Below are 25,043 nucleotides of genomic sequence, written 5' to 3' on the forward strand. Positions count from 1 at the left end.
GCAAGATACGTCGGTGATGTCATCTTCGCTTGGCGACGTGCTCGCCACCCTGGAGCTCGAGAGGGTCGACCCGTGGCTCTTCGTCGGGCAGCAACTGCCTGCGCCCGCCAACCATATTCTGGGCGGACATATCTCGGCGCAGGCTTTGTTGGCGGCCAGCCACACCGCGCCGGGTCGGTCACCGCACAGCGTCCATACGTACTTTCTTCGGCCTGGCGATTCGCGTCGGCCGGTCGATTTCGAAGTGGTCGACCTCCAAGAAGGCCGGACGTTTTCCGCGCGACGGGTCACGGCGCGCCAAGACGGCAAGATTTTGATGGAGGCGATGTCCTCGTTCAAAGTCGCCGATCCCGCATCCGCTCAGGTCGTCTACCAACCACCCATGCCCGAGGCTGCGAGCCCGGCGTCCCTGCCATGGGTCGCGCCGCACCTGGCGGAGTCCGACGAGAGCACCCGCGGGCAGTGGTCGAGCCTGCGCTGGTTCGAGCGCCGAACAATCGACACCCAGGACGCTCCACCAGCCCGGGCGCTGATGTGGTGGCGACCCGACGGCGAGGTTCCCGACGATCCAGTGCTGACCGCGAGCCTGGTGGCCTACCTGTCGGCGGTGACGTTGACCGAACCGGCATATGTCGCACGCGGTGGTGCCGGGGCATCAGCGCAGCGTGACCATTCGGTGTGGTTCCACGCACCGGCGGACTTGTCGGATTGGCTTCTTTACGACAGGTCGTCACCGAGCGGCGCCGGTTCGCTGGCGCTGGCGAGTGGGACGATGTTCGATCGCAACGGCGAACTGGTGTGCACGGTAAAGCAAGAGATGTACTTCCCGCCGCGCCCGGTTTGAGGCCGGGTCCGCCGTGTCGACGTTAAACGCCTGCGGTGCAAGGATATTCGTCACAGTGACGGATTGCGGGCGACGGGCGAGAAGGGGAAAGGGGAGGGGCCTCGGGCCGGTGTGGCGGCGTGCGGCATCCCGCGATCGCGCCGTCGCCGTCATCTCGACGTGCGGTGAACCGGCCGTCGGTGGCGCTGGTGCCCGCGCGGACTGTGACGAACCTCAACTAAGACAAGTGACGCAAGTCATAGCGTGACAGGCGTCGGTTAGGGAATCCTAACCGTTCGTTTGCATATCTATCTAACGGCTGGGAGCGAGATGGCCGACCTCGAGTTTGCCTATGACCTGACCCTCGACGAGGCGCGTAGGCGCAGCGCCGTGCTCGAAGCAATCGGCGATGACTGGGACCCCATCGCAGTGCTCGCCGAGGAGCAGAAGGCCTACGACATGCTTTACTCCGATCTGGACGACGAGCAGCAGCGGGTCTATGACGAGTTGGTCCGCGCGGGTGTGCTTCCAGAACGGACGACTGCTCGTGTTTCCGATTGATCCGACTGCCGACCGCAGCCGCCGCGCATGGCTGCCGTGCCCGTGCTGCGATCACGGCACCAAATGTGTTGAATGCCGAAGCAGCCGAAACTGCGACACGCACTGGCAGTATCTGCTGAGCAACCGGGGCACGCTGGTGCACCTGCAGTGCGCGGATTGCGGCTACCTCTGGTCAACCGACACGCATCGCCGCGCGCGCTCCAAGCGGTAGGGGCACACGCCGGACCAACACCCGGCGGCCTCGTGTTCCAATCTCCGTGCCCTGCAGGGCTATTCGTCACAGTGACGTATGGGCGGCGATGGGCAGGGAGGGGGCAGCAGGGCTCGGAGGGGTCTTCATCGCCCGCCGGCCCGCGTCATCGCCTCGTATGTCGTCAGCGGATCGTGAAGCTCGGCGTACTTGATGACAAGCGTGCCGAAAGGACGCACGGGCCAATGTAATTCGTCACTGTGACATATTGAGGTCGTTGCGGCGCCGGGAAGGCGGAAGGGGTAAACGGCCTCTTGCTTGCACGTGCGCGGCGGTGGAATGGCGAGTCCGCTCGGGCGCGCATCGCTAGTTTGTAACCAGCTTGGGCTTTGCAGCCGAGGGTGTACGGCGCGCCGAGCCGCGCGGCGTCAGCGAGCCGAGGCCATGCTTTCCTGAACTCTCAGCTATGACCTTTTACCGATAAGCGACATTATGTCAACTAATGTCGGTCCCGCTGACATGCTCTGACCATGACGACGACTCGTCCTGATCTGGAGTTGATTCGCTGCTCTCCCACCTACGGGTGCGGTCAACTCAAACCGCGCAGTCGGATGGCGTGAAGTGCTTCCAATCGGCGGGGTGGTCAGTGTGCCGCGCCGCCATCGAGAATCAGCGTCGCTCCCGTGAGGTAGCCCCCGTCGTTGCCCGCGAGGTAGACCACCAGGCCGCCTGCGTCGCGTTCGGGGTCGCCGAGCCGGCCCATCGGCAGGCTTTGCACCAGTGTTTCCAGATGGTCTTTCTCGTGGTGGGCCAACGCTTCGGTGAGGATGGCCGGCAAGATGCAGTTCACGGTGATTTGGTGGGGCGCCAGTTCATGAGCTGCGGTCAAGGTGAGGCTCCGGATCGCTTCTTTGGTCACGTTGTAAGGAGCCAACAACGGCTGCGCCGATAAGGCGACAGGCGATCCGAAGTTGATGATCCGTCCGCTTCGTTGCCGTTTCATGTGCGGCAGCGCCGCTTTCATGGCATACAGGGTTCCGTAGAACCCTGACCGGAAGGTCAGGTCCCATTCCGCGGCGGTGACATCCTCGAAGGGCGTCTTGGGCGGCGAGATGGATTTGATGTCCGGCCTGCCCCAGGACTGGGCGGCGTTGACGAGGATGTCGACCGTCCCGAACGTCTCTACGGTCTGCTCCACCGCAGCGTTAACCTGTTCTTCCTCGGCGACATCGAGGGTGGCGCCGATCGCCGTGCCACCCTGCCCCGTGATCTCGGCGACGACGTCGCGCACGGTACTTTCGGTTCTCGACGCGACCATGACATGCGCTCCCTCCTTGGCAAGCCGTACAGCAATACCGCGGCCAATTCCGCGGCCCGCGCCCGTTACGATCGCTACTTTTCCGCTCAACGCTGTCATGAGATCACCTATCGTGGAATCGATTTCGGCCATGCCGTGGTCAACGCGATTGCTAGTACAGGGCCAGTGGATTGGGTGGTTGCGCCGGTGCGAATTCGCCTCGCCACGCTCGCTCGTGAATGTCCCAAGGGGTTGCCCCCGCCTCGCGTGCTTGCACCAAGAGTGCCGGGTCGACGAACTGGCCCAGTGGACGATCAGCGAATTCGGGTGAGTGCTGTAAGTGTTCGCTGGCCGTGAGGTTACTGCCGTAGTTGTTGACGTTGAGTTCGACACTGTTTTGGTCGGGGTCGAGGTAGTAAAACGCTGTTTGAAGGCCTTCGTCGGCGGCAAGGACCGGGGTGATTCCAGCGTCGGACAGTCGTACCCATGAGCCGAGTAGTTCGTCGAGGGTCTGGTATTCGAATGCGAAGTGTTGCACGCGCGGGTGTGCGGACCGTTGCGGGTCGTCGCTGAGTCCGGGCAGGCTCAGGATGGCCATCCGGTGGTGGATTTCGTCATTGGTGAGCCAGATGGCAACGACACCGGGGTTGTGGGCGTGGTCGGCCCCAGTGGGATTCTCGTTGCGGTGCATCAGGCGCATTCCCAACACGGTGCGGTACCACGCGACCATCTCGTCAGGTCGAGAGGATGTGAGTGCGATGTGCTGCAGACGGGGATGAACGATGGTTTTGGTGTTCAGCATGTGAAGCCTCCTAAGAGAGTTAGTTCAAAGTCCAACGGGTCTCGGCATGGCCGAGCACTTTTGTGCCTGGTGGCCGGGTTATGCCTGACCTTGCGCGCCGTCAACGAACAGTTCACCGCCGGAGACGAAGCTAGCCCGGTCGGAGGCAAGGAACACCATTGCTTCGGCAACCTCGTTCGGTTGCCCAATGCGCCCGAGCGGCACACGAGCGGCCTCAGCCTCGAGCACGCGTTGAACGTCTTCAGGGCCGGCTGCCTGCTTCTTGAGCGCTGCGGTCTCGATCGGACCGGGATTGACTGTGTTGACGCGAATCCCGCGTGGCCCCAGTTCCACGGCCCACACCCGGACGAACTGCCGCAGCGCGGCTTTGGACGCCGAATACGCGCCGAAGGATGCCGTTCCCCGGGTCGTCGCGGTCGAACCGGTCACAATAATCGAGGCGCCCTTGTTCAGGAGCGGCAGTGACTTCTGCACGGCAAAAACGATGCCACGTAGGTAGCCGACGAACGTTTCCTCAAAATGTTCCAGCGTCAGATCTCGCAACGGTGCCAACGAGCCGCCGACCGCGGTGGTCACTACGACGTCCAGCCCAGCCTGCCGCGCGCGGATCGCGTCGAATACTCCATCGAGCTCTTCGACTTTGGTGACATCATTGCGAATCGCGGTAACCGCATCGCCGTATTCAGCAGTGAGCGCGTCCAATTCAGCCTGTCGGCGACCAGTGACAAAAACATGGGCCCCTTCGGCGACGAACCGGTCCGCCGTCTGCCGCCCGATGCCTGAAGTCGCCCCGATCACCAACGCCGTCTTGCCGGCGAGTTCACTCATAGTTTCGTCTCCATCTCCATGCGTAGGCCACCGTTGGCGCCTACCGAATCGGTTTGCTGTGATTGGGCGCGTCCTCCCCTGGGCTACGCGGCGCCATCATGTGATGTCCGCTAGACCATCGGAGTTCCGTCCATCGTTGCCGCCGGGATCTTCTGCGCTACGTCCCAGTGCTCCACGATGCGGCCATGCTCTAGGCGAACAATGTCCACGAGCGCGTATCGCGAGTGTCCATGATCGGCTGAGTTCGCTGCAATGTTCTCGGTGCCGTCTAGGGTGAGACTGACCCCGCTCAGTTCGGAATGGACGATAACGTAATCGCCCTCGGCGAAGGCACGTTTGATATCGAGGCGCATGTCCGGGAACTGGGCGAACAACGTTGCGGTAGTGGCTTTGAGCGCCTTGGGACCATTCGCGACCGCGGCGTTGTGCTGCACGTAATCGCTGGCCTGGTAGCGGTTCACCGCCTCGTCGATGCGTCGTTGGTTGAACAGCAGCTCGAAGTACTCCACCACGATTTGCTTGTTCTGCTCCGGGGTCGACATCTGATTCCTCACTTCCACAACTGGAGCCCGCTTTCCACTTAGCGTACAGTAAGTGGAAAGGTCTTTCCAGTTAACCTGGTGATGCACGGATGAAGGAGTCAGGTCGATGAGATGCACGGTGTTCGGCGCGACCGGAGGTATCGGTCGCCTGGTCGTCGACCAGTTGTTGGCGGCAGGGCATGACGTGACGGCCTATGTTCGGGCCCCGCAGAAGTTGGGAATCACCCACGAAAGGTTGACCGTGTTGGGCGGTGAATTGTCTGACCACGCGGCGGTTACCAAGGCGATTGCCGGCGCCGACGTCGTGATCAGCGCCCTCGGCCCTTCCCTGGATCGCCGTGTCGGCGGATCAGCATTGTCTGAGGGCACCCGGGCCATCGTCGCGGCCATGCGGGCCGCCGAGGCGCGCCGACTGATCGCGCTGGCCACCCCCTCGGTGACCGATCCGCGCGACCGTCCGACATTTCGGGGCCGGATCATCCCGGCAATCGCCCGTGTGTTGTTCCCGAACGGGTTCGCCGAGATCGTTTCGATGACCCAGGCCATCACCGGTTCGGATCTGGATTGGACTGTCGCGCGTATCATCCGCCCGACCGACAAAGCGGCCAAAGGGACGGCCCGCTCCGGTTTCCTCGGCGTCGACCAGGTGGGCTGGACGATGACCCGGGCAGACATCGCGGCATTCATGGTCGCCCAGATCGCCGACAGACGCTATGTGCGAGCCCTTCCGGCCATCAGCAACTAAACACGCTGTGCAACAACGCAACACATTCGCGAACAGGAAAGTACCGTGATATGCCAGCGCTGCTACCGCCGGCGACGACAGTATTCGAGACAGGACTAGGAATGACTACTCAGATCTCGGCGCCGATTCGCGTATCGCCCTCGACGACGCCAGCCACCGCAGAGTACTGCCTTAAGGTGAGGCCGTGACAGCCTTGCCCGGCCCGACCGAGTCGCCGAACCTGCGACGCGACGCCGCCCGCAACCGTGGCGCCGTCCTGCTTGCCGCTCGGCGGGTTTTCGCCGAACAAGGTCTTGATGTCGCGATGGCCGAGATCGCCCGGCAAGCCGGAGTCGGTATCGCCACCCTCTTTCGCCACTTCCCGACCCGCGATGACCTGATTACCGCCGTGTTCGACGAGAAGATGGCGGCGTACCTCGATGCGGTGGAGACGGCATTGCGCGACCCCGACCCATGGCACGGATTCTGCGGTTTCGTCGAGCACGTATGTGCAATGCAATGCCAGGACCGTGGATTCAACCACGTGCTGACAATGACGTTCCCCAACGCATGCGCGTTCGAGGCCACACGGTCAGCCGCCTATCGAGGGTTCAAAACCCTCATCTCCAAAGCCAAATCGACCGGACGCCTGCGCAGTGACTTCCGACATCAGGACCTCGTGGTCTTCCTGATGGCCAATGCAGGAGTCGTCTCCAGCACCTATGAGCTCGCCCCCGTGACCTCGGCGCGGCTGGTCAGCTATCTGATCGCCGCCTGCGACACCACCCACCACCACAGTCTCGCACCGGCCCCCAACGCTAACGCTGTCCAAGAAGCTATGCGGCGCAACATCTCTGATTGAGCCGATCAATAACCGCTCTGCAGCCCAACGGGTTCTCGCCTATCGCCACGGCTCGTCAGTTGATGATCTCGCCTCGTTCGTCGGCGCGGATCGAGGCAAGCCGGTCGGTCCACATTTGTAATGCCTGCGGCGTCAGCCGCGTCCAGTCGGTCACTTCGCGCACCACACGAAGCGGAGCTTCGCTCCGGAACGACCGTGTGGGGTTGCCCGGAAACTTCTTATCCGTGACGTTCGGATCGTTCTCGAAGGGTCCGGTGGGCACGACTTCGTAGACGTGTGGCGTGGAGCCGTCCAACGCTGCGATCTCGGCCGCGAGTCCAGCCCCGTCGCGCAGAGCAGTGAAATAGATGTGATTCATGACGATCTCGGGCCGATAGTTCGAGTTGAATCCGGCTGTCAGTAGGTCGCCGGGACGCAACGCTGCCTTGGTGCCATGAAAGAACGGGCCCTCGTCAAGCACTTCACCCACGGCCTCGACTCTACCGATCGTGCCGCCACAACCCGGACGGTACAACCTTGCCTTCGACCGTCGCCTGCGTCTCCCCGGCCTTGTTGTCCTGGATCTTGCCGTGCTCGAAGGTGGACACGAACAGATCGCCGACGCCGTTCACATCGCGCACACTAGGAACGCATCCGATGCCATGGAAGGACTAATGCCGGAATGAGTCCGATTGCCGAATTCGACTTCATCATCGTCGGAGCAGGCAGCGCAGGCTGCCTGCTCGCCAACCGGCTCACTGCGGACCCTGATCGTCGCGTGCTCTTGATTGAGGCCGGCGGCAATGATGATTGGTTCTGGATCAAGGTGCCGGTCGGCTATCTGTACACGATCGCCAACCCCCGCACCGACTGGTGCTTCACAACCGAGCCCGACCCCGGCCTCGCCGGCCGCAGCATTCACTACGCGCGGGGCCGGGTGATCGGCGGCTGCTCGTCGATCAACGCCATGATCCACATGCGCGGGCAAGCAAGTGATTACGAGCTCTGGGCACAGGCCACCGGTGACGAGCGCTGGCTTTGGGGTGGCCCGGACAGTCCCGGCGAGACACTGGCGATCTTTCGGAAGTTGGAGAACTACTTCGGCGGAGCCGACGACTGGCACGGCGCCGGTGGTGAGATCCGCGTCGAGCTACCGCGGGTGCGATGGAAGATCCTGGACGCCTGGCAGGCCGCCGCCGCCCAGGTGGGCATCTCCCCGATCGAGGAATTCAACCAGGGCGACAACGCCGGCTGTGCATATTTCCACGTCAACCAACGGCGCGGCCGCCGCTGGTCGATGGCCGATGCCTTCCTACATCCCATCGCTCGTCGGCCGAATCTCACCGTCTACACGCAAACTCAGGCCTTGCGGCTTTTGCTGGACGACGAGGTCTACGAGGATCAGCGTCGCGGCGCCTGGACCACGGCGCAGCACCGCGTCGCCGGTGTGCGCCTGCTCAAAGGCGGCCACATCGTCGACGTCCGGGCACGCCGGGAGGTGATCCTGAGCGCCGGAGCTATCGGGTCGCCGCACCTGATGCAGGTCTCTGGTCTGGGCCCCGCGGGCCTGCTGAACCAGCATCAGGTGCCGGTGGCCGTCGATCTGCCGGGAGTGGGCGAAAATCTGCAAGACCACTTGCAGATCCGAACGATCTACCGGATCCGCGGCGCCCCGACCGTCAATACGCTGTACCGGAATTGGATCAGCCGTGCGGGCATGGGACTGCAGTACCTGCTGTTTCGATCGGGGCCCATGACCATGCCGCCTTCCACGCTCGGGGCTTTCGCCAAAAGTGACCCCGCGCTGGCCAGTTCGGATTTGGAGTGGCATGTGCAGCCTCTGTCGTTGCCGAAGTTCGGCGAACCCCTGCACCCGTTCGGAGCGATCACTCCCTCGGTGTGCAATCTGCGACCCACCTCGCGTGGCCATGTGCGCATGGCCAGTGCGGATCCACTGACCTACCCAAAGATCTCTTGCAATTACCTGTCGACTGACGCCGATCGTCAAATCGCCGTGCGAGGCCTCCGGATGACCCGGCAGATCATGGCGGCGCCGGCGCTCGCCCGCTACCGTCCGCAGGAGTTGCTTCCCGGCCCCCAACTGGTGAGCGACAGCGAACTGCAGAAGGCGGCCGGCGAACTGGGTACGACGATTTTCCACCCGGTGGGTACCTGCGCGATGGGCGCCTTCGACGCCCACGGTCGGCCGCGAGCGTCCACCACGGTGCTCGACACCGATTGCCGCGTCTATCGCGTCGCCGGCCTGCGAGTCGTCGATGCGTCGGCCATACCCACCATCATTTCCGGCAACACCAACGCGCCGACCATGCTCATCGCCGAGCGCGCGGCGCAGGCGATCGTGGGGTAAGCCGTTCCCTCGCATGTCCTTTCGTGGTCATAGCCGAACGGTAACCGTTCGGTATCCATTTGGGGATGCAACCGCGTTTCGGCTAGCGCGGGCCTATCGGGAACAACAGTCACATCGTTAACATCGCGCGATGCACTGTGCGCTCCCCCCGGCCGGCGATGCGCGGCTGCCAGCGGTCTCCCGCCGCAACGCGCTGCGCTACGCTGCTGCGCTGGCCGGTCTGGGCGCCGCATCAGTGGCCTGCGGCATGCCCACGGCGGCCGCCGTCGCTCCTCCCCAACTGATCGACTTCGCCGCGCGCCAGATTCCTGCGCAGCAGATCCGAGCCGCCGGCTATAGCGGGGTGGTCAATTACGTTTCGGAGTCGCGTCCTGGGTCATCGTTTGGCGCCAAGCCGATCACTCGGCCTTACGCCGACTCATTGAAAGCCGCGGGCCTCGTGATCGTCAGTAACTATCAATACGGCAAGCCGGGTGGGTCAGTCCCGTCGGACTTCACGCGGGGTTACGCCGGCGGTATCGCGGACGCACGCACCGCCTGGCAGCTGCACACCGCCGCGGGCGGCGGCCAGGGTGCGCCGATCTTCTTCACCATCGACGAGGACATCAATCGCGACACCTGGAATCACACTGCGCTGCAGTGGTTTCGCGGAATCAACTCGATTCTTGGGGTGCAACGCACGGGGGTCTATGGAGGCCTCAGGGTGTGCCAATGGGCCGCGGCCGACGGCGTTGTCGGGTCTTCGAGCACGCCTGGCCGCCGCTGGGTCTGGCAAACGCGAGCCTGGTCAGGCAATCAGGTCCACCCCGCCGCTGTTCTCTACCAGCGCGTCGTGAGCACCTCGTCCAATCCCGGGCCGAAGGTCGGTGGACTCGAAGTCGACGTCAACGACGTCCTGGCTTCCGATTGCGGCCAGTGGAATCTCCATGTCGGCCAGCCAAGTGGCGATGTGCGGTAGTGAATCAGTCGCTCCTGCGCTGCGTCCGATCCTGCCGGTGGACTGCGCGATGTTTCTGCGCGCCGCTTCGGGGTCATCTGCTCACTACTGCAGCGGTGAGTGGAAGTACCAGAGCTGGCCTTCCAAGTCTCGGGCACCCCATTCCCGGACTCCGTAGGGCTGATTTATCGGCTCCTCGATAACGTCGGCGCCCGCCGCTTGGCATCGGCGGTAGTGGGCATCAGCATCATCGACGTTGATGACGGTCATCCCGGTCGCAGCCCCCACGGTCTTGGGCGACAGGTGGTCCGACCCCGGGGGGTGCAACCAGATCACATGGCTACCTGCACTGACCTCCCCGTGAAAGTACCGGTTCTGCTCGTCGTGATGCAGTGGCCCGGGGGTAAGCCCGAACACGCGCACCAAGTAGCCATGCGCGGTCGGCAAATCGTCGTAGACGAGCAGGGCCGTAGTGCCGCGAACGGTGGGCTCCAACTTCATCATCTCCTCAATTGTTGCGAACAATTCATTGGCGGTTGGCAGGTCGACCTCGTCCAGCGCGCTCGACATTCTCGACAACCGGGTAGCCAGCTCGGCCGCTGACGCCGCCCTCCGGCGGGTGTCCTCCAGATGCCGCTGCATCGTTTGCTTGATCTGCCATTGCGGGTCGTCGAGAACATCAGCGACCTGCTCAAGCGAGAACCCCAGTCGCCGCAGCACACAGATCCGGTACAGCCTCGCGACATCGGTGCCGTCATAGAGCCGGTGACCCGACCTCGACCGCCGCGACGGCACCAGCAGGCCGATGTGGTCGTAATGATGCAACGCCCGCACCGTCAGCCCGGTCAACTCCGCAACAGCACCGACTTTCCACACCTGATCGCCCGGTCCCGCGCGTTCGAAATCATCCACAAATCACAACGTTAGAACCTCACCTGGCGTCAGGATCAATCCCTGCGCGCGATCTCGACTCGAGCCGCCTCCCCGGACTCCATCCGAATTGACATTCGCAATGGCCCCGTGTTGGTCAGGGCTTTACAGATGGTGGAAAAAGGGCATTGGCCTAGCATTCTCACAATGAGCGACGAAAAAGATGAGCTAGCAGCAGTTCTGCAATATCTCGAAGAAGACGAGCGAACAGCCCGCGAGAATGGACGCGACGATCTGGCGGACCGGATCGCCGCCCAACGAGGCAAGCTCGCCGGTCCACCGCCGACTGATCTGGCTCAACTGTTCAACGACATTGCCGACGGGCTGGAAACAAGCATCAAAGCAGCGGGGGTCGATGACATTCTCACCGGCGACACAATCACCTTCATCCGCAAAACCGCCGAGGAGATCGACCGCCACGACCGATGACGCCAGCGCTTAGCTCACTGAAAGCCACGCGACACGACGCGCGTCAAAACCACACTTTGCGGCCAGCGACGGGGCGCCCCACCGCGCCCAGGATCCACAAGATAATGCCGACGACGACGAGAATCCCGCCAATCGTGTACAGGATGCTGAGCCCGGTGAAATAGCCGATAACGAGAAGGATGATGCCGAGGACAATCACGGTCGCTCCGATCTACGGGTTACCGCGGCAGATGCCACTCCCCTGCGCATACCCGTCGCGCCACTCCTCGAATCCTCGACTCGCCTCATCTGCCGCGCCGCCGATTCAAGCGCCCCGTTCGGGCTACAGCCCGGACGGCACGGCCTTGCCGTTCACGGTCACCTCGACTTGGCCGGACTTCGGGTTGTATTCGATCTTGCCGTGCTCGAAGTTCGACACCAGTAGATCGCCGACGGCGTTCTGGTCGGTGACCGGTAAGCCCAGCGGCCCAGCCGAGCCGTTAGAGCCGGTGACTGCAGGCGCGCCGGCCGGGTCGCGTGGGACGTTCCAGGCCTCCCGGATCTTGCCCAGGACGATATATGCGGGCGTGCCAGCCGCGTCGTTCTTGGCGACGATCGCGCCGCCCTGGAACTGCTGGAATACCACGCCGCTCTCCCGCTTTCCCGCGTTGCGGTCACCCGTCAGGGGCTTGCCGAGCGCCTTCTTCTGTTCTTCGGTTGCCGAGGAATATTTGACGGCGATCGGGCCGGTCAGGGTCACCTCCACGTCGCGTTCCCCAATGAGCTTCACCTCGGTGGGCTGCGCTGGGGTTGTAGACGTGGTGTTCATCCCGGCCTGAGGCGGTGCGGACGCATCCACACGCTTGCCATTGCTGCAGCCGGCGGTTATCAGCGCGACGGCAGCCAGGCCGACGGCTGCCGCGCGGCGGTATGCGATCGTTCTCATGGGCTTCTCTCGCGCCTTCCTGTGGTGTGCGTCAAGCCGCGGCCGACTCAGCGCCTGGCCCGGGACGATAACCGAACCAGTGAGTGCGCAGGCGATCGCGGTCTTCGTAGCCCGAGTGAACTTACAACGCGGTCGTAGCCGGCGAGCCCGGTACCTCCCTTGAGGATCACCGGTGCCCGATTGAGCGCCCGCTCAGAATCGGCCAGTCTTATTCAGCAAACATCAGGTTTGAAACTCCCAGCCGTGGATACACCTTCGAGCTAACTGCCGCGCCTGAACGGTCGGCACATGACGAAGGGAGCCCGAAATGGCGTTCTCACACATCGCATCGAAAACGACGGCAGCAACCGCTGCACTGGCGGCGGCCGGACTCTTCGCGGCGACACCGGCATTCGCCGATCCGCAAGTGCTGCAGTTCGGCCAGATGGCCGAGATTTCCAGTATGGGCGGCACCATCGACTACACGGTGAGCAATTTGCAGCCCAGCGGCCACAACGACGGCGTGTGGTACTCCGACGTCACGGCAAAAGGCGTGAGCGGGAACGCAACCCCGAACATCGCCGACTTCAACGCTAGGGCCGTCAACAGCTCCACGTTCGCGGTGATGAAGGGCAACCAGACCGACGGCCTTCCCGAGGGGCCACTCCCCTTGGGAAGCCCTGTGACAGGGCGCATTTACTTCGACGTTCGCAACGGGACGAACCCCGACAGCGTCGTCTACCGGGACGCCGGCGGCACGGACAAGGTCGTCTGGAAAGGCTAGCAGCTCTCGCCTTTTCGTCGCTGGCGCGCCGTTCGTGCGCTACCCACGGGGTCTAACCGATCGCAACGGGCGGCCAGATCACCGATCTGATTCGGATGTGCTGCGGCTCGTCACGATAACGGATTCAGCTCGGCGTGGACCGTGCGACCGAATTTCGAGCGCATGAGCCGGTGCGCCGACGGCACCAATACGCCGTGCAGAAACGGATATTTCTGCCGCAGCAGGCGTGCGGCCTTCAGATTTTCAGGGCCCTCTAACAGGCGCACGCGGCCGGATTGGGTATATCCCGTTGGTTTGCCCGATGCCGTGGCGGGGCCGAATTCGACCATGGGATTACGCCGCATTCGGCGCACTTTGACCGCCTGCTCGAAACTCCGAAAGTATGCGCGGTCTCCGTCCACAACGATGCTCACCGGGCTAGAACCTGGCCTGCCATCCTTACGAAAGGTGGTGAGGCTGATGGTTTTTTGCCGCACGAACGGCGCCAACGCCGAATTGGTCGCCGTGCCAACGGCGCCCACAACATAGCCGAGTTGGCGCAAGCGCAGCATGAACGCCAGTGACAGCGCAACCGACACCGCTCCGAGAACCCACGCTTGCGCGGCCGAGCCCCCCTCGTCGAGGTCCACAATGTGGTTCACCGTGTGCACGGTGTTGGCCACGATGAAGCCGGCGAGCGCGGTGGCCAGCGCATCACCCCAAATTAGTGCGAGCAGCAGGATGACGCCCAGGCCGAGCTGGAACGCTCCGACGTCATGCAGGAAGTGCCGGTGTGCGCCAAATCCGACGGCATCGGCGAATGAAGACGGGTCAATCAGGCACCAGATTCCGATCCCGGCGGTGGCCCCTCCCACACCCGATGTCATCGCGACCAGGTACAGCCGCGCTAGCGTATTCCAGCGATTCATCATGCCGCCCTTCCGACAGAGGTCTTGTTCTCTTAGTCGCTAGACGGAGTGTGTTGTCGATATGTGACGTCAGGCTCGACGCCATTGGCCTCCCCGCGCCGCAGCCGATTCATGCCGGCTGGTGTGCGTGGACGGGCTCAGACATGCAGGGTGGGCCGGTAGACGAGCTCTTGGATATTGCCGTCGAGCGTTCGGCTTTCGATCAGCTCGAGGTCGAAGTCGGCCGCGCCCCGGAATATCGGGTCATCACCGGTCTGACCGGTGATCACGGGAAAGAGCGTCACCTGGACCCGGTCGACCAGGCCGGCGGCCATCAGCGCCCGGTTCATCGACAGGCTGCCGTGCGAGCGCAGCGGGACCTCGGACTCCTTTTTGAGTCGGGCGACGACATCGACGGCGTCGCCGCTCACAACGGCCGCGTCAGGCCAGTCCAGAGGCCCATCCAGGGTGGTTGACACCACCGTCGCCGGCAGCTGCCTCATCCGCGTGACCCACGGGTCACGCACGTCGGAATCCTCGGAGCTGTCGGCCAGCATTTGCGTGAACAGCCGATATGTGTTGGCGCCGAAGACCATTCGCTGCTTACCGCCATACAGCCCGAGGCGGCGGTCGAGTAATTCGGGGCCCTGCTTGCCCCAATAACCGCCCCAGTCGCCGCCGTTCACGCCGCCGAAGCCGTCGAGGCTGGAAAAGACGTCGAAGGTATAGGTGGCAGTCATTGCTGGTCTCCTCGAGTGCGATCGATGGCGTTTGGCGATACAGACTGAAAGCCATGGCGAAACTAATCGCGTCCAGCTGGTCGCGGTCCCTGCTGCAAGGCAGGCCCTGGTTTCGGCGGAATCATGTGCGGGCATTCGCAGGCATGAGCTCGCTACGATCCATCTGGTCTCTCGCTGCCGCCGTCGTAACGGCCTGGGCGGGGATGATCTGCGCACCCGCCCCCGCGGCCTCCGCCGAGCCATGTCCCAACGTCGAAGTGGTGTTTGCCCGCGGTACCGGCGAGCCGCCTGGGGTTGGCGGGATCGGGCAGGCGTTCGTCGATGCGCTCGGGTCGCGAGTGGGCGGCAAATCGGTCGGGGTCTATCCGGTCAATTACCAGGCCAGTAGCGACTTCAACGGCGGCCTAGCTTTCGCCAGAACCGTTGTGGACGGGATCAGGGACGCCGGCACTCATATCGAGTCCACGGCGTCGAGCTGCCCGAACACCAAAGTGGTGCTTGGCGGGTATTCGCAGGGCGCTGCCGTGGCGGGCTTCGTCACTTCGGCCGCAGTGCCCAAGGAAGTGCCGCAGGAGTTCGCGTCCTATGTACCGCAACCGCTGCCTCCCTCGGTGGCTGATCATGTGGCCGCGGTCGTCCTTTTCGGGACACCTTCCAACGAGTTCCTGCGCGGCGGCGGCGCGCCGCCCATCACGATCGGCCCCCTCTATGCCAGCAAGACGATCAAGCTGTGCGCCGCCGATGACAACATCTGTGATGGCGCACCTCCGGGGCCGCCGGGACTGGCGCACACTCTCTACGCGGCGAACGGCATGGTTGATCAGGGCGCGGATTTCGCTGCGCAACGTCTGTAGCGCGCGTCGTTTCCCACCCGAGTCGGGCGCGGGTCATCGTAGGCTTTGGCAATGCGTTCGTATCGTCGCGCCGCCGGGTTGATCGTCAGCATCGTTCTGGTCGGCGTCGCCCCGACGGCGTGCACCAAGAGCACTACCGGACAAGCGGTACATACTACTAGCGGCGGGGGGACCACCCCACCGATCGCGACGTCGTCACCACCGGCGTCAACGTCCACGGCGCCTACCGGCCAGCCGGTCGGCACGGCGGTCATGAAGGTCAGCGGCGGCAGCGCGCCGGTGACCATTCGTTACCGGATCAACGGAGGTCCAGAGCAGACCGAGTCCAATGTGCCACTGCCGTGGGAAAAGCAGTACCCCGTCTACAACGAGGTCGAGTCACAGGTTAGCGCCGACGGCGGTGACGCCGCCCTGACCTGCACGATAATCATGGATGGCGACAAGCTCGTGTCCCTGAAGAGTGAGCCGCGGCCCACCTGTAGCTTCGCCTACTGGGGTTAGCCGGCAACGCTATCGGGCTGCTCGCCGTCAGCAGGCCGCTCGTGGGCGGTTGACGGCGGCGGCGCAACCGGTGGCAGTCCGCCCTGATATATATCGAGATACGGTGCGGCGTAAGGGTTTTTCCATGGCTGCACGCCGGCTCGACGTCTTCGCACGTAAGTCACCGTCAGTGCGCCGCAGGCCACGATGAGAAACCCGAGCAGTAACGCCTTGGCGACCAGCAGCGCAGTCATGGAGCGAATCCTAGCCTTCGGCGGGCGCACGCGGCCTGCCGCCGCGACGCATCAGTGAGGCATGTGCAGCGACCACTGAGGCTCGAGAGATGCCTGAGACCACTGTGACCGACTAACCCAAACCATCCCGCGACACCCCGCCCACTGAACGCCGGTTGTCTCCCCCGTGCCATATCTTGGATCGTCGCGAGACGCGATCGATCGAGACGGAGGGCATGTGCTGGACGACGACACCACGCTGTCGCCTGCCGACCTGCTCGAACTCAATCGTGGCCTTCAGGGCTCGCCGACGGTCCGCCTGCTGGCCGCGCTGAACCTCAACCTCTACGCCACCCTGATGGAGCGCCAGCTCAGCGGCGGCGTGGTCGCCGAGACCGACCTCGTCGTCCGCCTCGAACGCGACCTCGCCGAGATCGATCAGGCCGGCGAGCAGTCCGGCCTGGCCCTGATCAAGTCTTGGGCCAGCCAGGGCTGGCTGCACCGGGTCGCCGACCAGCGCTCCGGCGTCGAACGCAACCTGTGTTACCTGACTCAGGAGGCGCGCCGGGCACTCGACTTCCTCCGGGGCATGCGCCGGCAGGACACCATCGCGACCGGCGGCTCGATCAACGGCATCGCCGCCCGCCTCAAGCAGGTCGCGTTGCGGGTCGGAAATGACCGCGACCGCATCCGCGCCGGCCTTGAGGCCGAAATCGTCGCGCTACAAACCGAACTCGACGCGCTCGACGACGCCGGCCCGACGGACGACCATGACGTCGACCTCACCGACGCCTATGACGAAGCCCACGCCATCGCGTTGCAGATGGAACGTCTGATCACCGACATCGGCCAGTACGGGACGATGATCGAACGCGCCACCGCAGCCCTCGACGAGCCGATCGACAGCAACGCCGAGTACCGCGACCGGCAGCGCCGCATGTACGCCGACTACGAGGCCGCCTGGGACTCCCAGGGCCGTGACTCGCACCGCGCGTTCCTGCGCATGATCAACGATCCCGATCAGCGTGCGGAGTTCGAGGCCGACGTCGCCGCGGTCGCCGCGGCTCTCCCCGCCCTCGACCCGGCGCTGCGCAAGGTGATGGCCGGCTTCTTCGAACTTGTCGGTCACCAGATCGACGAAGTGGAACGCATTCAACAGCGCTGCGCGCAGCGCGTCAAACGGTTCACCGCGTTCGGCACCCTCGAACAGAGCCGCGGCGTGGCCCGTCAGCTCAACGAAGCCATCGGCGCCGCCCGCAACCTGCTCAAGACATCGCTGACCGATTCCCGGCTGGACATCGAACTCCCGCTGGCTCGCCACGCGTTCAGTTCGGTTGGCGCACTGAGCTTTCGAATCGGCGACCTGTCCAACCCCAAACCTGCCCACATCGCCGAGGCCGACGTCGACCTGAGCAGTTTCGCCGCGTTGACCACCCAAGTCGACGCCCCGGCGATGTCCGAAATGATCAACGCCGCGATCAGCTCCGGGACGAAACTATCCTTGCCCGACGCAGTCGCGATGCTCGATTCCGCCTACCTCGGGCACGTCATCGTGCTGTGGTCCTGGGCGCTCAAACAACCGGAGTCCGGACAGGTCTCCGAGTCGGTCACGGTCCGCTTTCAGTCCTTGGACGGACGAGACCGCGAAATGGAGGTTCCGTACTTGAGTTTCACCGAACCGGTCTCCAGCCTGATGGAAGCAACCGCGTGACCGTCGAAGAGGCCTTTCAAGACATCGCGGACTACAGCGGGTTCTCCGCACTCCCCCAGGTCGACCAGACCGCCCGGCCCCCGCACCAACGCCGGCCCCGATTCGACGGCGACGTGTCCGAGCTGCCCGATCGGGCCTGCTGGGCGCTGCAACAGCTGCTGACCCGCCGCTACATCAGCGCCGAGACCGACCGCGACATCTACACCTGGGTGCTCGAATACCGCGCCCAGCTGTCGGTCAGACTTTCCGAACTGGACCTGTTGCTGCGGGTCGTCGCGGGCGCCTTCGAGACTGACGGGGTCGCGTTCGTCGAACAGGCCCGCTACGAATCCGCCCGGGGCGTAAAGCTTTTGCGCCGTGAACCACTCGGCACCTACGACTCGATCCTGGCGCTACACCTGGCTCAGATGATGCGCGCCTCGGGCGATCAGGCCGTCGTGATCAGCCGCGACGAGATGCACGGGCTGTTCTCCGGTGTCCTCAACGATGTCGACCGCGACGCCGTCACGTTCACCGCACGCATCGACGGCGCGGTCGCCCGGTTGGCGTCGTTGGAGATCCTGCGCAAGACCCGCGACGACGAGGACAGCTACACCGTCAGCCCGGTCATCAACGCCGTCATGACAGCCTCGGTAATCACCGAGCTGCAGCAGCAATTCGAAATCCTCCTGCGCGGCGGCGCTGCCCAAGAACAAGTCGCAGCCGACGAGGAGGACCGCCGGGATGACTGAACAGTTCCACTTGTCGCGCCTGCAGGTCATCAACTGGGGTGTCTTCGACGGGTATCACTCCATCGGATTCAGCGAGGGTGGCGCACTGATAGCCGGCGCCTCTGGCAGCGGCAAATCCTCACTGCTGGATGCTATTTCGCTGGGCTTCCTGCCGTTCAACCGGCGTAACTTCAACGCCTCCGGTGACACCACCGCCGCCGGGTCGAGCGCGGGCCGGCGGACCGTCGACAAATACGTTCGCGGCGCTTGGGGACAGCGCAGCGATGGCGGCACCAGCAAGGTCATGTACCTGCGCGGTGACGGCACCGCCTGGTCGGCGATCGCGGTCACCTACCGCAGCAACGCGGGCCGCACCGTCACCGGCCTGGTACTCAAATGGCTCACCGGCGAATCGCGGTCGGATTCCTCGAGCCGGTTCGTGCTCGCCGATGGTGACCGCGACATCGAGAGCGTCTGCAACCGCTGGGCCGCCGGCCGCTTCGACGCGGCCGTGTTCAAAGACGACTGGCGATTCTCCACCAAGGTGGAATCGCAGTACCTCGCCCAGCTGTATGCGACCATCGGCATCCGTGCGTCCGACGCCGCGCAGCAGCTGCTCGGCAAGGCCAAATCGCTGAAAAGCGTTGGTGGGCTTGAGCAATTCGTCCGGGAGTTCATGCTCGACGAGCCCAGCAGCCTGACCCGGCTGCCCGAGGCGCTCAAGCAGATCGACCCGCTGGTCGACGCTCGCGAACTGCTGGCCGTCGCGCAACGCAAACGCAAGATCCTGGGCGACATCGAGAAGCTCCAGCAGCGCTACGCCTCGGAGTCCTCCGACTTGGGCATCATCGATCTCGTCGACCAACCGATGGTGCGCGCCTACACCGATCACGTTCGGCTCGCACAATGCCCGGCGCAGATCGAATCGCTCGACGCCACCATCGATCAGCTGGGCAACGAATACGAGGACGTCACCCGCCAGCTCAATCTCGCCAAGGCCGAAGGCGATTCGCTCAACGCGCAGATCAGCGGATCCAGCACCAGCTTGGGCCAGCTGCAGTCGCAGGTAGCCGGCGCCGAGGCGCACGCCGAGCAGGTATCGCGCCGGCGCACCGCCTACGAAGCGATGCTCAACACGCACGGCCTCGAAATCCCGGACACCGCCGAGGAATTCTGGAATCTGCGCGAGGAACTCAGCACGCGGGCCACCCAGCTGTTGGCCAAACTGGACCGCGGGCGGGAAGCGTCGACCGATGCCGAGTACGCCCAAAAAGTCGCCCGCATCGCCCGCGACGACGCCGCCCGGGAACTCAAACGGGTCGAGCGCGTCGGTTCGGCGCTTCCGGAGTTCGCGCTCACCATGCGCGAACGCATCTGCGCCGCTGTGGGTATCGACCCCCGTCAGCTGCCATACATAGCCGAGCTGATGGATTTGCGGCCAGAGCAGAGCCGGTGGCGCGTCGCAGTTGAAAAGGTGCTGCGCGGTGTGGGTCTGCGCCTGCTCGTGCCGGACAGTCAGTACGCGGCGGTGCTGCGGTTCGTCAACGAGACCAACATGGGTGGCCGGCTGCAGCTGCATCACGTCCGCGCCAGGTTCGTCGGCGCTGAGGTCACCGAGGCGGACCCGAACACGTTGGCCGGCAAGCTGTTCGTCGTCGACCCGACCCATGACTGCGCTGCCGAGGCCGCGGACGTCGTCGCCGCCGCCGGTGATCACATCTGCGTCGACACCCCCGACGTGTTTCCTCGCTTCCGCCGCGCCGTCACCGACACCGGCCTGTACAAGGATTCCGAGCGGCTGGCCGTCAAGGACGATCGCCGGCCGCTCAAGCAGGCCGACTACATCTACCAGGGCGACGTCGCCGCCAAAGTCGACGCGCTGACCGTTGATTTGGCCAACGCCGAAGAAGCGTTTCGCTGGGCCCGCAGCGTCGCCGACGATATCGCCGCCGAACGCCAGCAGTGGCGGGACCGGGCCGCGGCTTTCAAGGCGATCTGCGATCAGTTCGAGCAGTGGACGCACGTCGACACCGACACCGCCGACGGGCACGCCGACCGGCTGCGCGAGCAGTTCGAGATGCTGCTGGCCGACAACCCCGATGTCGAGGCGCTCACCGCCCGCGCCGAGGAGTGCTGGGAACAGATCCAAACCCTGATGACCCGTCGCGGCGCCATCCAGACCCGCCGCGACGACCTCGACGGCCGTCGCACTCGGCTGCTTGAGCTGCAGGAACGGCTCGCCCCGGCATTCGTGTCCGAACCGCTGACCGACCTGTTGAACCGGTACGCCGCCGACGTGCCGGTTCCGCTGGACATGCTCGACCCCGAACCCCACCGCGACGCGGTGTTCACCGCGATCCGGCGCGAACGCGAACAACTGCGCGAAAGCCGCAGGCGCTCTTACGATGAACTCGCGCGCATCCTGAACACGTTCGACACCGCGTTCCCCGACGCGATCCCCAACGACAGCGACGTGTTCGACGAACGCGTGCACGATTACGTCGCGTTGTGCCGCCATATCGACGAGCGGGAACTGCCCGAGGCCTACGAGCGCATGATGCGACTGGTCACCGAGCAGGCGCCCGACGCCATCCTCACCCTGCACCGGGTCGCCGAGCAGGAGGCGCGGCGGATCAGCGAGCAGATCGAACGGGTCAACACCGGCCTGGGCGCGGTCGAGTTCAACCGCGGTACCCGGCTGACACTGCGTGCCACCCCGCGCAGCCTGACCGCGGTTGCCGAACTCACCGAGATCGTCCGGGCCATCTCACGGCGCATCGCCGAAGTCGGACTCGGCGACAAGCAGGCAATTTTGGACCAGTACGCCGACATCCTGCGCCTGCGCAATCGACTTGCGTCGACGGCACCCGAAGACAAGGCCTGGACCCGGGACGCCCTCGATGTCCGCAACCGGTTCACGTTCGACTGCGCCGAGTGGGATGTCGGCAGCGATGAGCTGATTCGCACACACAGCAACGCCGGCGACAACTCCGGTGGTGAGCAGGAGAAGCTGATGGCCTTCTGTCTGGCCGGCGCGTTGAGCTTCAACCTTGCGAACCCCGAAAGTGCTGACAACAGACCGGTTTTCGCCCAGTTGATGTTGGATGAAGCGTTCTCCAAGTCCGACCCGCAGTTCGCTCAGCAGGCTTTGCAGGCGTTCCGAAAATTCGGCTTCCAGCTCGTCATCGTGGCCACCGTGCAGAACGCCACCACCATCCAGCCCTACATCGACAGTGTGGTGATGGTGTCCAAGCGCGAAGCCACCGGCCGCAACGCCCGCCCGGTGGCGACGGTGAGCACCAAGACGATCACGGATTTCACCGCGCTGCGCCACGAGATGCGGACCTCTGCCGCGCTGGTCCCAGCAGGGGTGTGAGGCTACCCGCCGCGAACGCACCTTGGGATCGGTAGCCGGGCCAAAACGCAAAACTTTCGCAAGCTTTCGGCGTTGAATAGCAGAGCGAAAGGACAATGCCATGCTCACGACCCGAACCCTGAAGAAAGTAGTGGCCGCGACCGCATTGTCGGGCGGCCTCGCGGTGCCCGGAATGTTGCTCGCCGTGGGTAGTGCCGAGGCGCAGCGCGGCCCGGTGGCGCCAACCCACGGCTTCGTTCCAGAAGACGGGCCGGTACCACCCGGCGCGAGCGGGCCATACACCTGTTGCCCGGAAGACCAGAAGACCGGGCTTCATCCACAGACCGGCCGCGGATGTCCGGGGACGGAAGTCAACTGGGACGCGAGTCAGTGCCACACCTGGTACGGCGTCTATTGGGGCCATGGAAACGCCGCCCCCGGGGTTTGGGAGGGTGGTCCGCCTCCGCCGGAGGCGTTGCAGAAGCCCTGGTGCGGTTTTCCTTTCATGTGTTCAGGAACCCCGTGACCTGACGCAGACGGTCGTTTCGGGTCCTCAATGCGCGGGAGACGAGCACTTGCGCGCTCGAGCGCACCGGTTCGGCCAGCTGCCGATGATTTTCGGGCGGTCCACGAGTCAGACTGTCAAACGGGCAAATCGAGAGCGAAGGTGGTGCCATGTCGTCCCGAATCACGGCCCTGCCGCCGGTGGTAGATCACCAAACCTGGCGGGCAGCGCTCGACGAATTACGCAAGCGCGAGAAGGCCGCCACCCGCGAACTGGACGCGGTCGCCGCCCAGCGGCGGCGGTTACCGATGGTCGAAGTGGCTGATTACACCCTGGTCGGCGCCGACGGTCCAATCCGCCTGGCCGACGTTTTCGGCGGCCGATCGCAGCTGATCGTCTATCACCACATGTGGTCCGACGGCGCGGAGTGGCAGTGCGGCGGTTGCACAGGCTTTACCTCGCAATTCACCCGACTGGAGTTCCTCGACAATTACGATGCCCGGTTCGTCATCGTCACCAACGGACCGATCGAGGAAGCGCTCGCCTACAAGCACAAAGTCGGCAATCGGATGGACTGGTATTCGTCATCGCAGAGCACGTTCGGCGCCGACATGGACGCGCCGCCGGGCGGTGGTTTCGGTGTCAACGTGTTCCTGCGCGCCGGCCAGACGGTGTACCGCACATGGCATACGAACGGGCGGGGCACCGAGCAACTCAGTCACTCGTTCGGGTTGATCGACACTTTGCCGTGGGGTCGTCAAGAAGAGTGGCTCGATTCGCCAGAAGGCTGGCCCTCGCGGCCAACCTACTCGGGGTGGCTCGACTCCCCCGCTATTGCCGCGGCTTACGGACCCACCGGGAACGAGGACAACCCATGAGCGCCAACCCCGAACGCTACGTCATCACCCGCACCATCGCCGCCGCCCCCGCCGAGATTTTCGCCGTCCTCGCCGACCCGTCCCGCCATAGGAACACCGAGCCCACCGATTGGGTCCGCGACGCGGTGGACACCGTACCGATCACCGCCGCGGGACAGATGTTCGCGATGAACATGTACCTGACCCGAGCGGGCGGCGATTACATCACGCACAACCTGGTCAATGTGTTCGAGCCGGACCGCGCCATCGGCTGGATGCCGGGGGTGCTCGATGACACGGGCAACCACTCTGCGGGCGGCTGGTTCTGGCGTTACGACCTCGCCCCGAAAGGTGATCGGACCGACGTCACCCTCACGTACGACTGGAGCGGCACGCCGCAGGCGTTTCGTGATCGCGTCGGCGAGATGCCCATCTTCGGCGAGGACTACCTCGTCGCGTCGCTGACCGAGCTGGAGCGCTCGATCGCGAGCTGAACACGTCATTCGGCGTCGGCACCGCTGAGGCGTTGGAGCGCGCGAACGAAGACATTGCGTTCGTCGGCCGTCAATTGGGACAGCCAACGTTCCTCGCCGCGTTGAATCTCGACCTGCACCAGGTTCTTGACTTTGCGTCCGGTCGGCGTGATCTCGAGTAGTCGGACCCGGCGGTCTTCGGGGTCGGGACGACGCTCGATGAATCCCCGGTGTTGAAGCTCGTCGAGTGTGCCGATGATTCTTGTCTTATCGGCGCCAATGGCTTCGGCGAGAGCGGCTTGCGTCCGCATCGGCGATTTGTCCAACGCGTTGAGGACGACGTATCCCCACATGCTCACGTCGTGAGCCGCGAGGATCGGCAGTTCGGCCGTTACGAGGTCTCTGAGCAGCGGATGCAACATCGCCGCAAGGTCGTCCCGCCGGGGCTTCGGTGGCATCTCGTCATGGTAAGCGTTGCGATAACATAAACGTGTACATATGATAAGCATATGAATACGAATTTCCCCGACCTGCGGCCCTTCCATCGAATCGCCGTGCTGAACTCCATCGCCCTCGTCAACTCCGTCCAGGTTGCCGATCTCCACGCACCCACCCCTTGCGTGGGCTGGAACCTGGCCGAACTGCTCGCTCACATGACCGCCCAGCATCGTGGCTTCGCCGCCGCTGCAAGGGGATTCGGAGCGCGATCCGACGTGTGGCGAGCCGACGCCGTGGCGGGTGCGATCACTGTCGACCCCGGCGGCACGTACGCGGAGGCGGCCCGCGACGTCCTGGCCGCCTTCGACGACGACGGGATACTCGAGGCGTCGTTTGCGCTTCCCGAATTCGGGCCGAACGCGACGTTCCCCGGAGCCCTCGCCATCGGTTTCCACTTCGTCGACTACGTGGTACATGGCTGGGACGTCGCCGAAGCGCTGGGCGTGGCCTACAGCCTCCCCGATGACGTGGTTGACGCCGCGTTGCCCTTGGCCCTTGCCGTACCCGAGGGCGACTACCGCGAGACAACCGACGCACCGTTTACGCATGCCGTTGATGCGCCCAGCTCGACGAATCTCGACCGCATTCTGCACCATCTCGGCCGCACTCCCGAATGGCTTCAGGCGCGGTCGCGGCTTGCGAACTAGGGTGAACTTCCCTGGCCTGTCGATGTAGAACTCGCTCACCACCGCGCCACGGCTATCGTTGTCCAGCGGCGAAGCCGACCTAATCGACTGCCGAGCAATGCAATAGGCATTTCGTGGTTCCGTTGGGCGGTGC

At 64.3% G+C, this 25,043-nt stretch carries 31 protein-coding genes; 17 read left to right on the forward strand and 14 right to left on the reverse strand.

Annotated features, from left to right (window positions below; all coding sequences use genetic code 11):
* Nucleotides 1-16 precede the first annotated feature (16 nt).
* Nucleotides 17-844: an acyl-CoA thioesterase gene (locus AC5Y4T_RS05710; protein ID WP_499916259.1), complete on the forward strand. Its 828-nt coding sequence runs from the start codon at nt 17-19 to the stop codon at nt 842-844.
* Nucleotides 845-1,153: 309 nt separating this feature from the next.
* On the forward strand, nt 1,154-1,384 hold the full coding sequence (locus AC5Y4T_RS05715) for a DUF6400 family protein (RefSeq protein ID WP_499916261.1): 231 nt from the start codon (nt 1,154-1,156) through the stop codon (nt 1,382-1,384).
* Between the two features lie 833 nt (nt 1,385-2,217).
* Here AC5Y4T_RS05715 and AC5Y4T_RS05720 read toward each other — a convergent pair.
* From AC5Y4T_RS05720 to AC5Y4T_RS05735, 4 genes are all read right to left on the reverse strand, one after another.
* Entirely contained in the window at nt 2,218-2,991 is a 774-nt protein-coding gene (locus AC5Y4T_RS05720; protein WP_499952387.1) for an SDR family NAD(P)-dependent oxidoreductase, read from the reverse strand.
* A gap of 52 nt (nt 2,992-3,043) precedes the next feature.
* Nucleotides 3,044-3,673, reverse strand: a complete 630-nt coding sequence (locus AC5Y4T_RS05725; protein ID WP_499952388.1) for a VOC family protein — start codon at nt 3,671-3,673, stop codon at nt 3,044-3,046.
* A 78-nt stretch (nt 3,674-3,751) separates the two neighbouring features.
* Entirely contained in the window at nt 3,752-4,501 is a 750-nt protein-coding gene (locus AC5Y4T_RS05730) for an SDR family NAD(P)-dependent oxidoreductase (protein WP_499952389.1), read from the reverse strand.
* 110 nt (nt 4,502-4,611) lie between these two features.
* Complete coding sequence (locus AC5Y4T_RS05735) at nt 4,612-5,043, reverse strand: nuclear transport factor 2 family protein (protein WP_499952390.1); 432 nt, start codon at nt 5,041-5,043, stop codon at nt 4,612-4,614.
* Between the two features lie 106 nt (nt 5,044-5,149).
* On the opposite strand from AC5Y4T_RS05735, the gene AC5Y4T_RS05740 reads away from it, so the two are divergent.
* A complete protein-coding gene (locus tag AC5Y4T_RS05740; RefSeq protein ID WP_499952391.1) occupies nt 5,150-5,788 on the forward strand; it encodes an NAD(P)-dependent oxidoreductase in 639 nt (212 codons plus the stop codon).
* Between the two features lie 109 nt (nt 5,789-5,897).
* On the opposite strand, the gene AC5Y4T_RS05745 is transcribed toward AC5Y4T_RS05740, so the two are convergent.
* On the reverse strand, nt 5,898-6,113 hold the full coding sequence (locus AC5Y4T_RS05745; RefSeq protein WP_499952392.1) for a hypothetical protein: 216 nt from the start codon (nt 6,111-6,113) through the stop codon (nt 5,898-5,900).
* Here AC5Y4T_RS05745 and AC5Y4T_RS05750 point away from each other — a divergent pair.
* Nucleotides 6,093-6,629: a TetR/AcrR family transcriptional regulator gene (locus tag AC5Y4T_RS05750; protein WP_499952393.1), complete on the forward strand. Its 537-nt coding sequence runs from the start codon at nt 6,093-6,095 to the stop codon at nt 6,627-6,629. The genes AC5Y4T_RS05745 and AC5Y4T_RS05750 overlap by 21 nt on opposite strands.
* 55 nt (nt 6,630-6,684) lie before the next feature.
* Here the strand turns inward: AC5Y4T_RS05750 and arr are convergent, their stop codons facing one another.
* Nucleotides 6,685-7,098 carry an NAD(+)--rifampin ADP-ribosyltransferase gene (arr, locus tag AC5Y4T_RS05755; RefSeq protein WP_499916274.1) on the reverse strand — a complete coding sequence of 138 codons (414 nt, stop codon included), beginning with the start codon at nt 7,096-7,098 and terminating at the stop codon, nt 6,685-6,687.
* 10 nt (nt 7,099-7,108) lie between these two features.
* Nucleotides 7,109-7,240 carry a hypothetical protein gene (locus tag AC5Y4T_RS05760; RefSeq protein ID WP_499952497.1) on the reverse strand — a complete coding sequence of 44 codons (132 nt, stop codon included), beginning with the start codon at nt 7,238-7,240 and terminating at the stop codon, nt 7,109-7,111.
* Nucleotides 7,241-7,290: 50 nt separating this feature from the next.
* Between AC5Y4T_RS05760 and AC5Y4T_RS05765 the strand changes: the two genes are divergently transcribed.
* Both AC5Y4T_RS05765 and AC5Y4T_RS05770 read left to right on the forward strand, forming a co-directional pair.
* Entirely contained in the window at nt 7,291-8,976 is a 1,686-nt protein-coding gene (locus tag AC5Y4T_RS05765) for a GMC family oxidoreductase (RefSeq protein ID WP_499952394.1), read from the forward strand.
* A 130-nt stretch (nt 8,977-9,106) separates the two neighbouring features.
* Nucleotides 9,107-9,934 (forward strand): DUF1906 domain-containing protein, encoded by an 828-nt coding sequence (locus AC5Y4T_RS05770; RefSeq protein WP_499949960.1) that lies wholly within the window; start codon nt 9,107-9,109, stop codon nt 9,932-9,934.
* An 84-nt stretch (nt 9,935-10,018) separates the two neighbouring features.
* Here AC5Y4T_RS05770 and AC5Y4T_RS05775 read toward each other — a convergent pair whose 3' ends face one another.
* On the reverse strand, nt 10,019-10,825 hold the full coding sequence (locus AC5Y4T_RS05775) for a MerR family transcriptional regulator (protein WP_499952395.1): 807 nt from the start codon (nt 10,823-10,825) through the stop codon (nt 10,019-10,021).
* 165 nt (nt 10,826-10,990) lie between these two features.
* Here AC5Y4T_RS05775 and AC5Y4T_RS05780 point away from each other — a divergent pair, with 165 nt between their 5' ends.
* Nucleotides 10,991-11,272: a hypothetical protein gene (locus AC5Y4T_RS05780; RefSeq protein ID WP_499916283.1), complete on the forward strand. Its 282-nt coding sequence runs from the start codon at nt 10,991-10,993 to the stop codon at nt 11,270-11,272.
* Between the two features lie 43 nt (nt 11,273-11,315).
* Here the strand turns inward: AC5Y4T_RS05780 and AC5Y4T_RS05785 are convergent, their stop codons facing one another.
* Nucleotides 11,316-11,471 (reverse strand): hypothetical protein, encoded by a 156-nt coding sequence (locus AC5Y4T_RS05785; RefSeq protein WP_499916285.1) that lies wholly within the window; start codon nt 11,469-11,471, stop codon nt 11,316-11,318.
* 123 nt (nt 11,472-11,594) lie between these two features.
* Entirely contained in the window at nt 11,595-12,197 is a 603-nt protein-coding gene (locus AC5Y4T_RS05790) for an LGFP repeat-containing protein (protein WP_499952396.1), read from the reverse strand.
* A 307-nt stretch (nt 12,198-12,504) separates the two neighbouring features.
* On the opposite strand from AC5Y4T_RS05790, the gene AC5Y4T_RS05795 reads away from it, so the two are divergent.
* The gene (locus tag AC5Y4T_RS05795; protein ID WP_499916289.1) at nt 12,505-12,960 is read left to right on the forward strand and encodes an MPT63 family protein; all 456 of its coding nucleotides are present in this window, start codon (nt 12,505-12,507) and stop codon (nt 12,958-12,960) included.
* A gap of 110 nt (nt 12,961-13,070) precedes the next feature.
* Here AC5Y4T_RS05795 and AC5Y4T_RS05800 read toward each other — a convergent pair whose 3' ends face one another.
* Nucleotides 13,071-13,871, reverse strand: coding sequence for a PPOX class F420-dependent oxidoreductase (locus tag AC5Y4T_RS05800; protein WP_499952397.1), 801 nt, complete (start codon nt 13,869-13,871; stop codon nt 13,071-13,073).
* Nucleotides 13,872-14,005: 134 nt separating this feature from the next.
* Entirely contained in the window at nt 14,006-14,587 is a 582-nt protein-coding gene (locus AC5Y4T_RS05805) for a dihydrofolate reductase family protein (protein ID WP_499952398.1), read from the reverse strand.
* Between the two features lie 143 nt (nt 14,588-14,730).
* Between AC5Y4T_RS05805 and AC5Y4T_RS05810 the strand changes: the two genes are divergently transcribed.
* Both AC5Y4T_RS05810 and AC5Y4T_RS05815 read left to right on the forward strand, forming a co-directional pair.
* Nucleotides 14,731-15,441, forward strand: a complete 711-nt coding sequence (locus AC5Y4T_RS05810; protein ID WP_499916773.1) for a cutinase family protein — start codon at nt 14,731-14,733, stop codon at nt 15,439-15,441.
* 51 nt (nt 15,442-15,492) lie between these two features.
* Nucleotides 15,493-15,942 (forward strand): hypothetical protein, encoded by a 450-nt coding sequence (locus tag AC5Y4T_RS05815; RefSeq protein ID WP_499949968.1) that lies wholly within the window; start codon nt 15,493-15,495, stop codon nt 15,940-15,942.
* Here AC5Y4T_RS05815 and AC5Y4T_RS05820 read toward each other — a convergent pair.
* Nucleotides 15,939-16,175: a hypothetical protein gene (locus AC5Y4T_RS05820; RefSeq protein ID WP_499952399.1), complete on the reverse strand. Its 237-nt coding sequence runs from the start codon at nt 16,173-16,175 to the stop codon at nt 15,939-15,941. The two genes, AC5Y4T_RS05815 and AC5Y4T_RS05820, sit on opposite strands and share 4 nt — an antisense overlap.
* A gap of 220 nt (nt 16,176-16,395) precedes the next feature.
* On the opposite strand from AC5Y4T_RS05820, the gene AC5Y4T_RS05825 reads away from it, so the two are divergent.
* The 6 genes from AC5Y4T_RS05825 to AC5Y4T_RS05850 all read left to right on the forward strand — a co-directional run bounded on the left by AC5Y4T_RS05825 (nt 16,396) and on the right by AC5Y4T_RS05850 (nt 23,786).
* Nucleotides 16,396-17,865 carry a DUF3375 family protein gene (locus AC5Y4T_RS05825; RefSeq protein ID WP_499952487.1) on the forward strand — a complete coding sequence of 490 codons (1,470 nt, stop codon included), beginning with the start codon at nt 16,396-16,398 and terminating at the stop codon, nt 17,863-17,865.
* Entirely contained in the window at nt 17,862-18,596 is a 735-nt protein-coding gene (locus tag AC5Y4T_RS05830; RefSeq protein WP_499952400.1) for a DUF4194 domain-containing protein, read from the forward strand. The genes AC5Y4T_RS05825 and AC5Y4T_RS05830 overlap by 4 nt, the downstream gene beginning before the upstream one ends.
* Nucleotides 18,589-21,951, forward strand: coding sequence for an ATP-binding protein (locus tag AC5Y4T_RS05835; RefSeq protein WP_499952401.1), 3,363 nt, complete (start codon nt 18,589-18,591; stop codon nt 21,949-21,951). The genes AC5Y4T_RS05830 and AC5Y4T_RS05835 overlap by 8 nt, the downstream gene beginning before the upstream one ends.
* A 100-nt stretch (nt 21,952-22,051) precedes the next feature.
* Nucleotides 22,052-22,456 carry a hypothetical protein gene (locus tag AC5Y4T_RS05840; protein ID WP_499952402.1) on the forward strand — a complete coding sequence of 135 codons (405 nt, stop codon included), beginning with the start codon at nt 22,052-22,054 and terminating at the stop codon, nt 22,454-22,456.
* A gap of 149 nt (nt 22,457-22,605) precedes the next feature.
* A complete protein-coding gene (locus AC5Y4T_RS05845; protein WP_499952403.1) occupies nt 22,606-23,313 on the forward strand; it encodes a DUF899 domain-containing protein in 708 nt (235 codons plus the stop codon).
* Complete coding sequence (locus tag AC5Y4T_RS05850; protein ID WP_499952404.1) at nt 23,310-23,786, forward strand: SRPBCC family protein; 477 nt, start codon at nt 23,310-23,312, stop codon at nt 23,784-23,786. Before AC5Y4T_RS05845 ends, AC5Y4T_RS05850 begins: the two co-directional genes overlap by 4 nt.
* 5 nt (nt 23,787-23,791) lie before the next feature.
* On the opposite strand, the gene AC5Y4T_RS05855 is transcribed toward AC5Y4T_RS05850, so the two are convergent.
* Entirely contained in the window at nt 23,792-24,223 is a 432-nt protein-coding gene (locus AC5Y4T_RS05855; protein WP_499952405.1) for a MarR family winged helix-turn-helix transcriptional regulator, read from the reverse strand.
* Between the two features lie 51 nt (nt 24,224-24,274).
* Between AC5Y4T_RS05855 and AC5Y4T_RS05860 the strand changes: the two genes are divergently transcribed.
* Nucleotides 24,275-24,910, forward strand: coding sequence for a TIGR03086 family metal-binding protein (locus AC5Y4T_RS05860; protein ID WP_499952406.1), 636 nt, complete (start codon nt 24,275-24,277; stop codon nt 24,908-24,910).
* Nucleotides 24,911-25,043: the final 133 nt, after the last annotated feature.

Source organism: Mycobacterium sp. NGS11 (assembly GCF_059813315.1).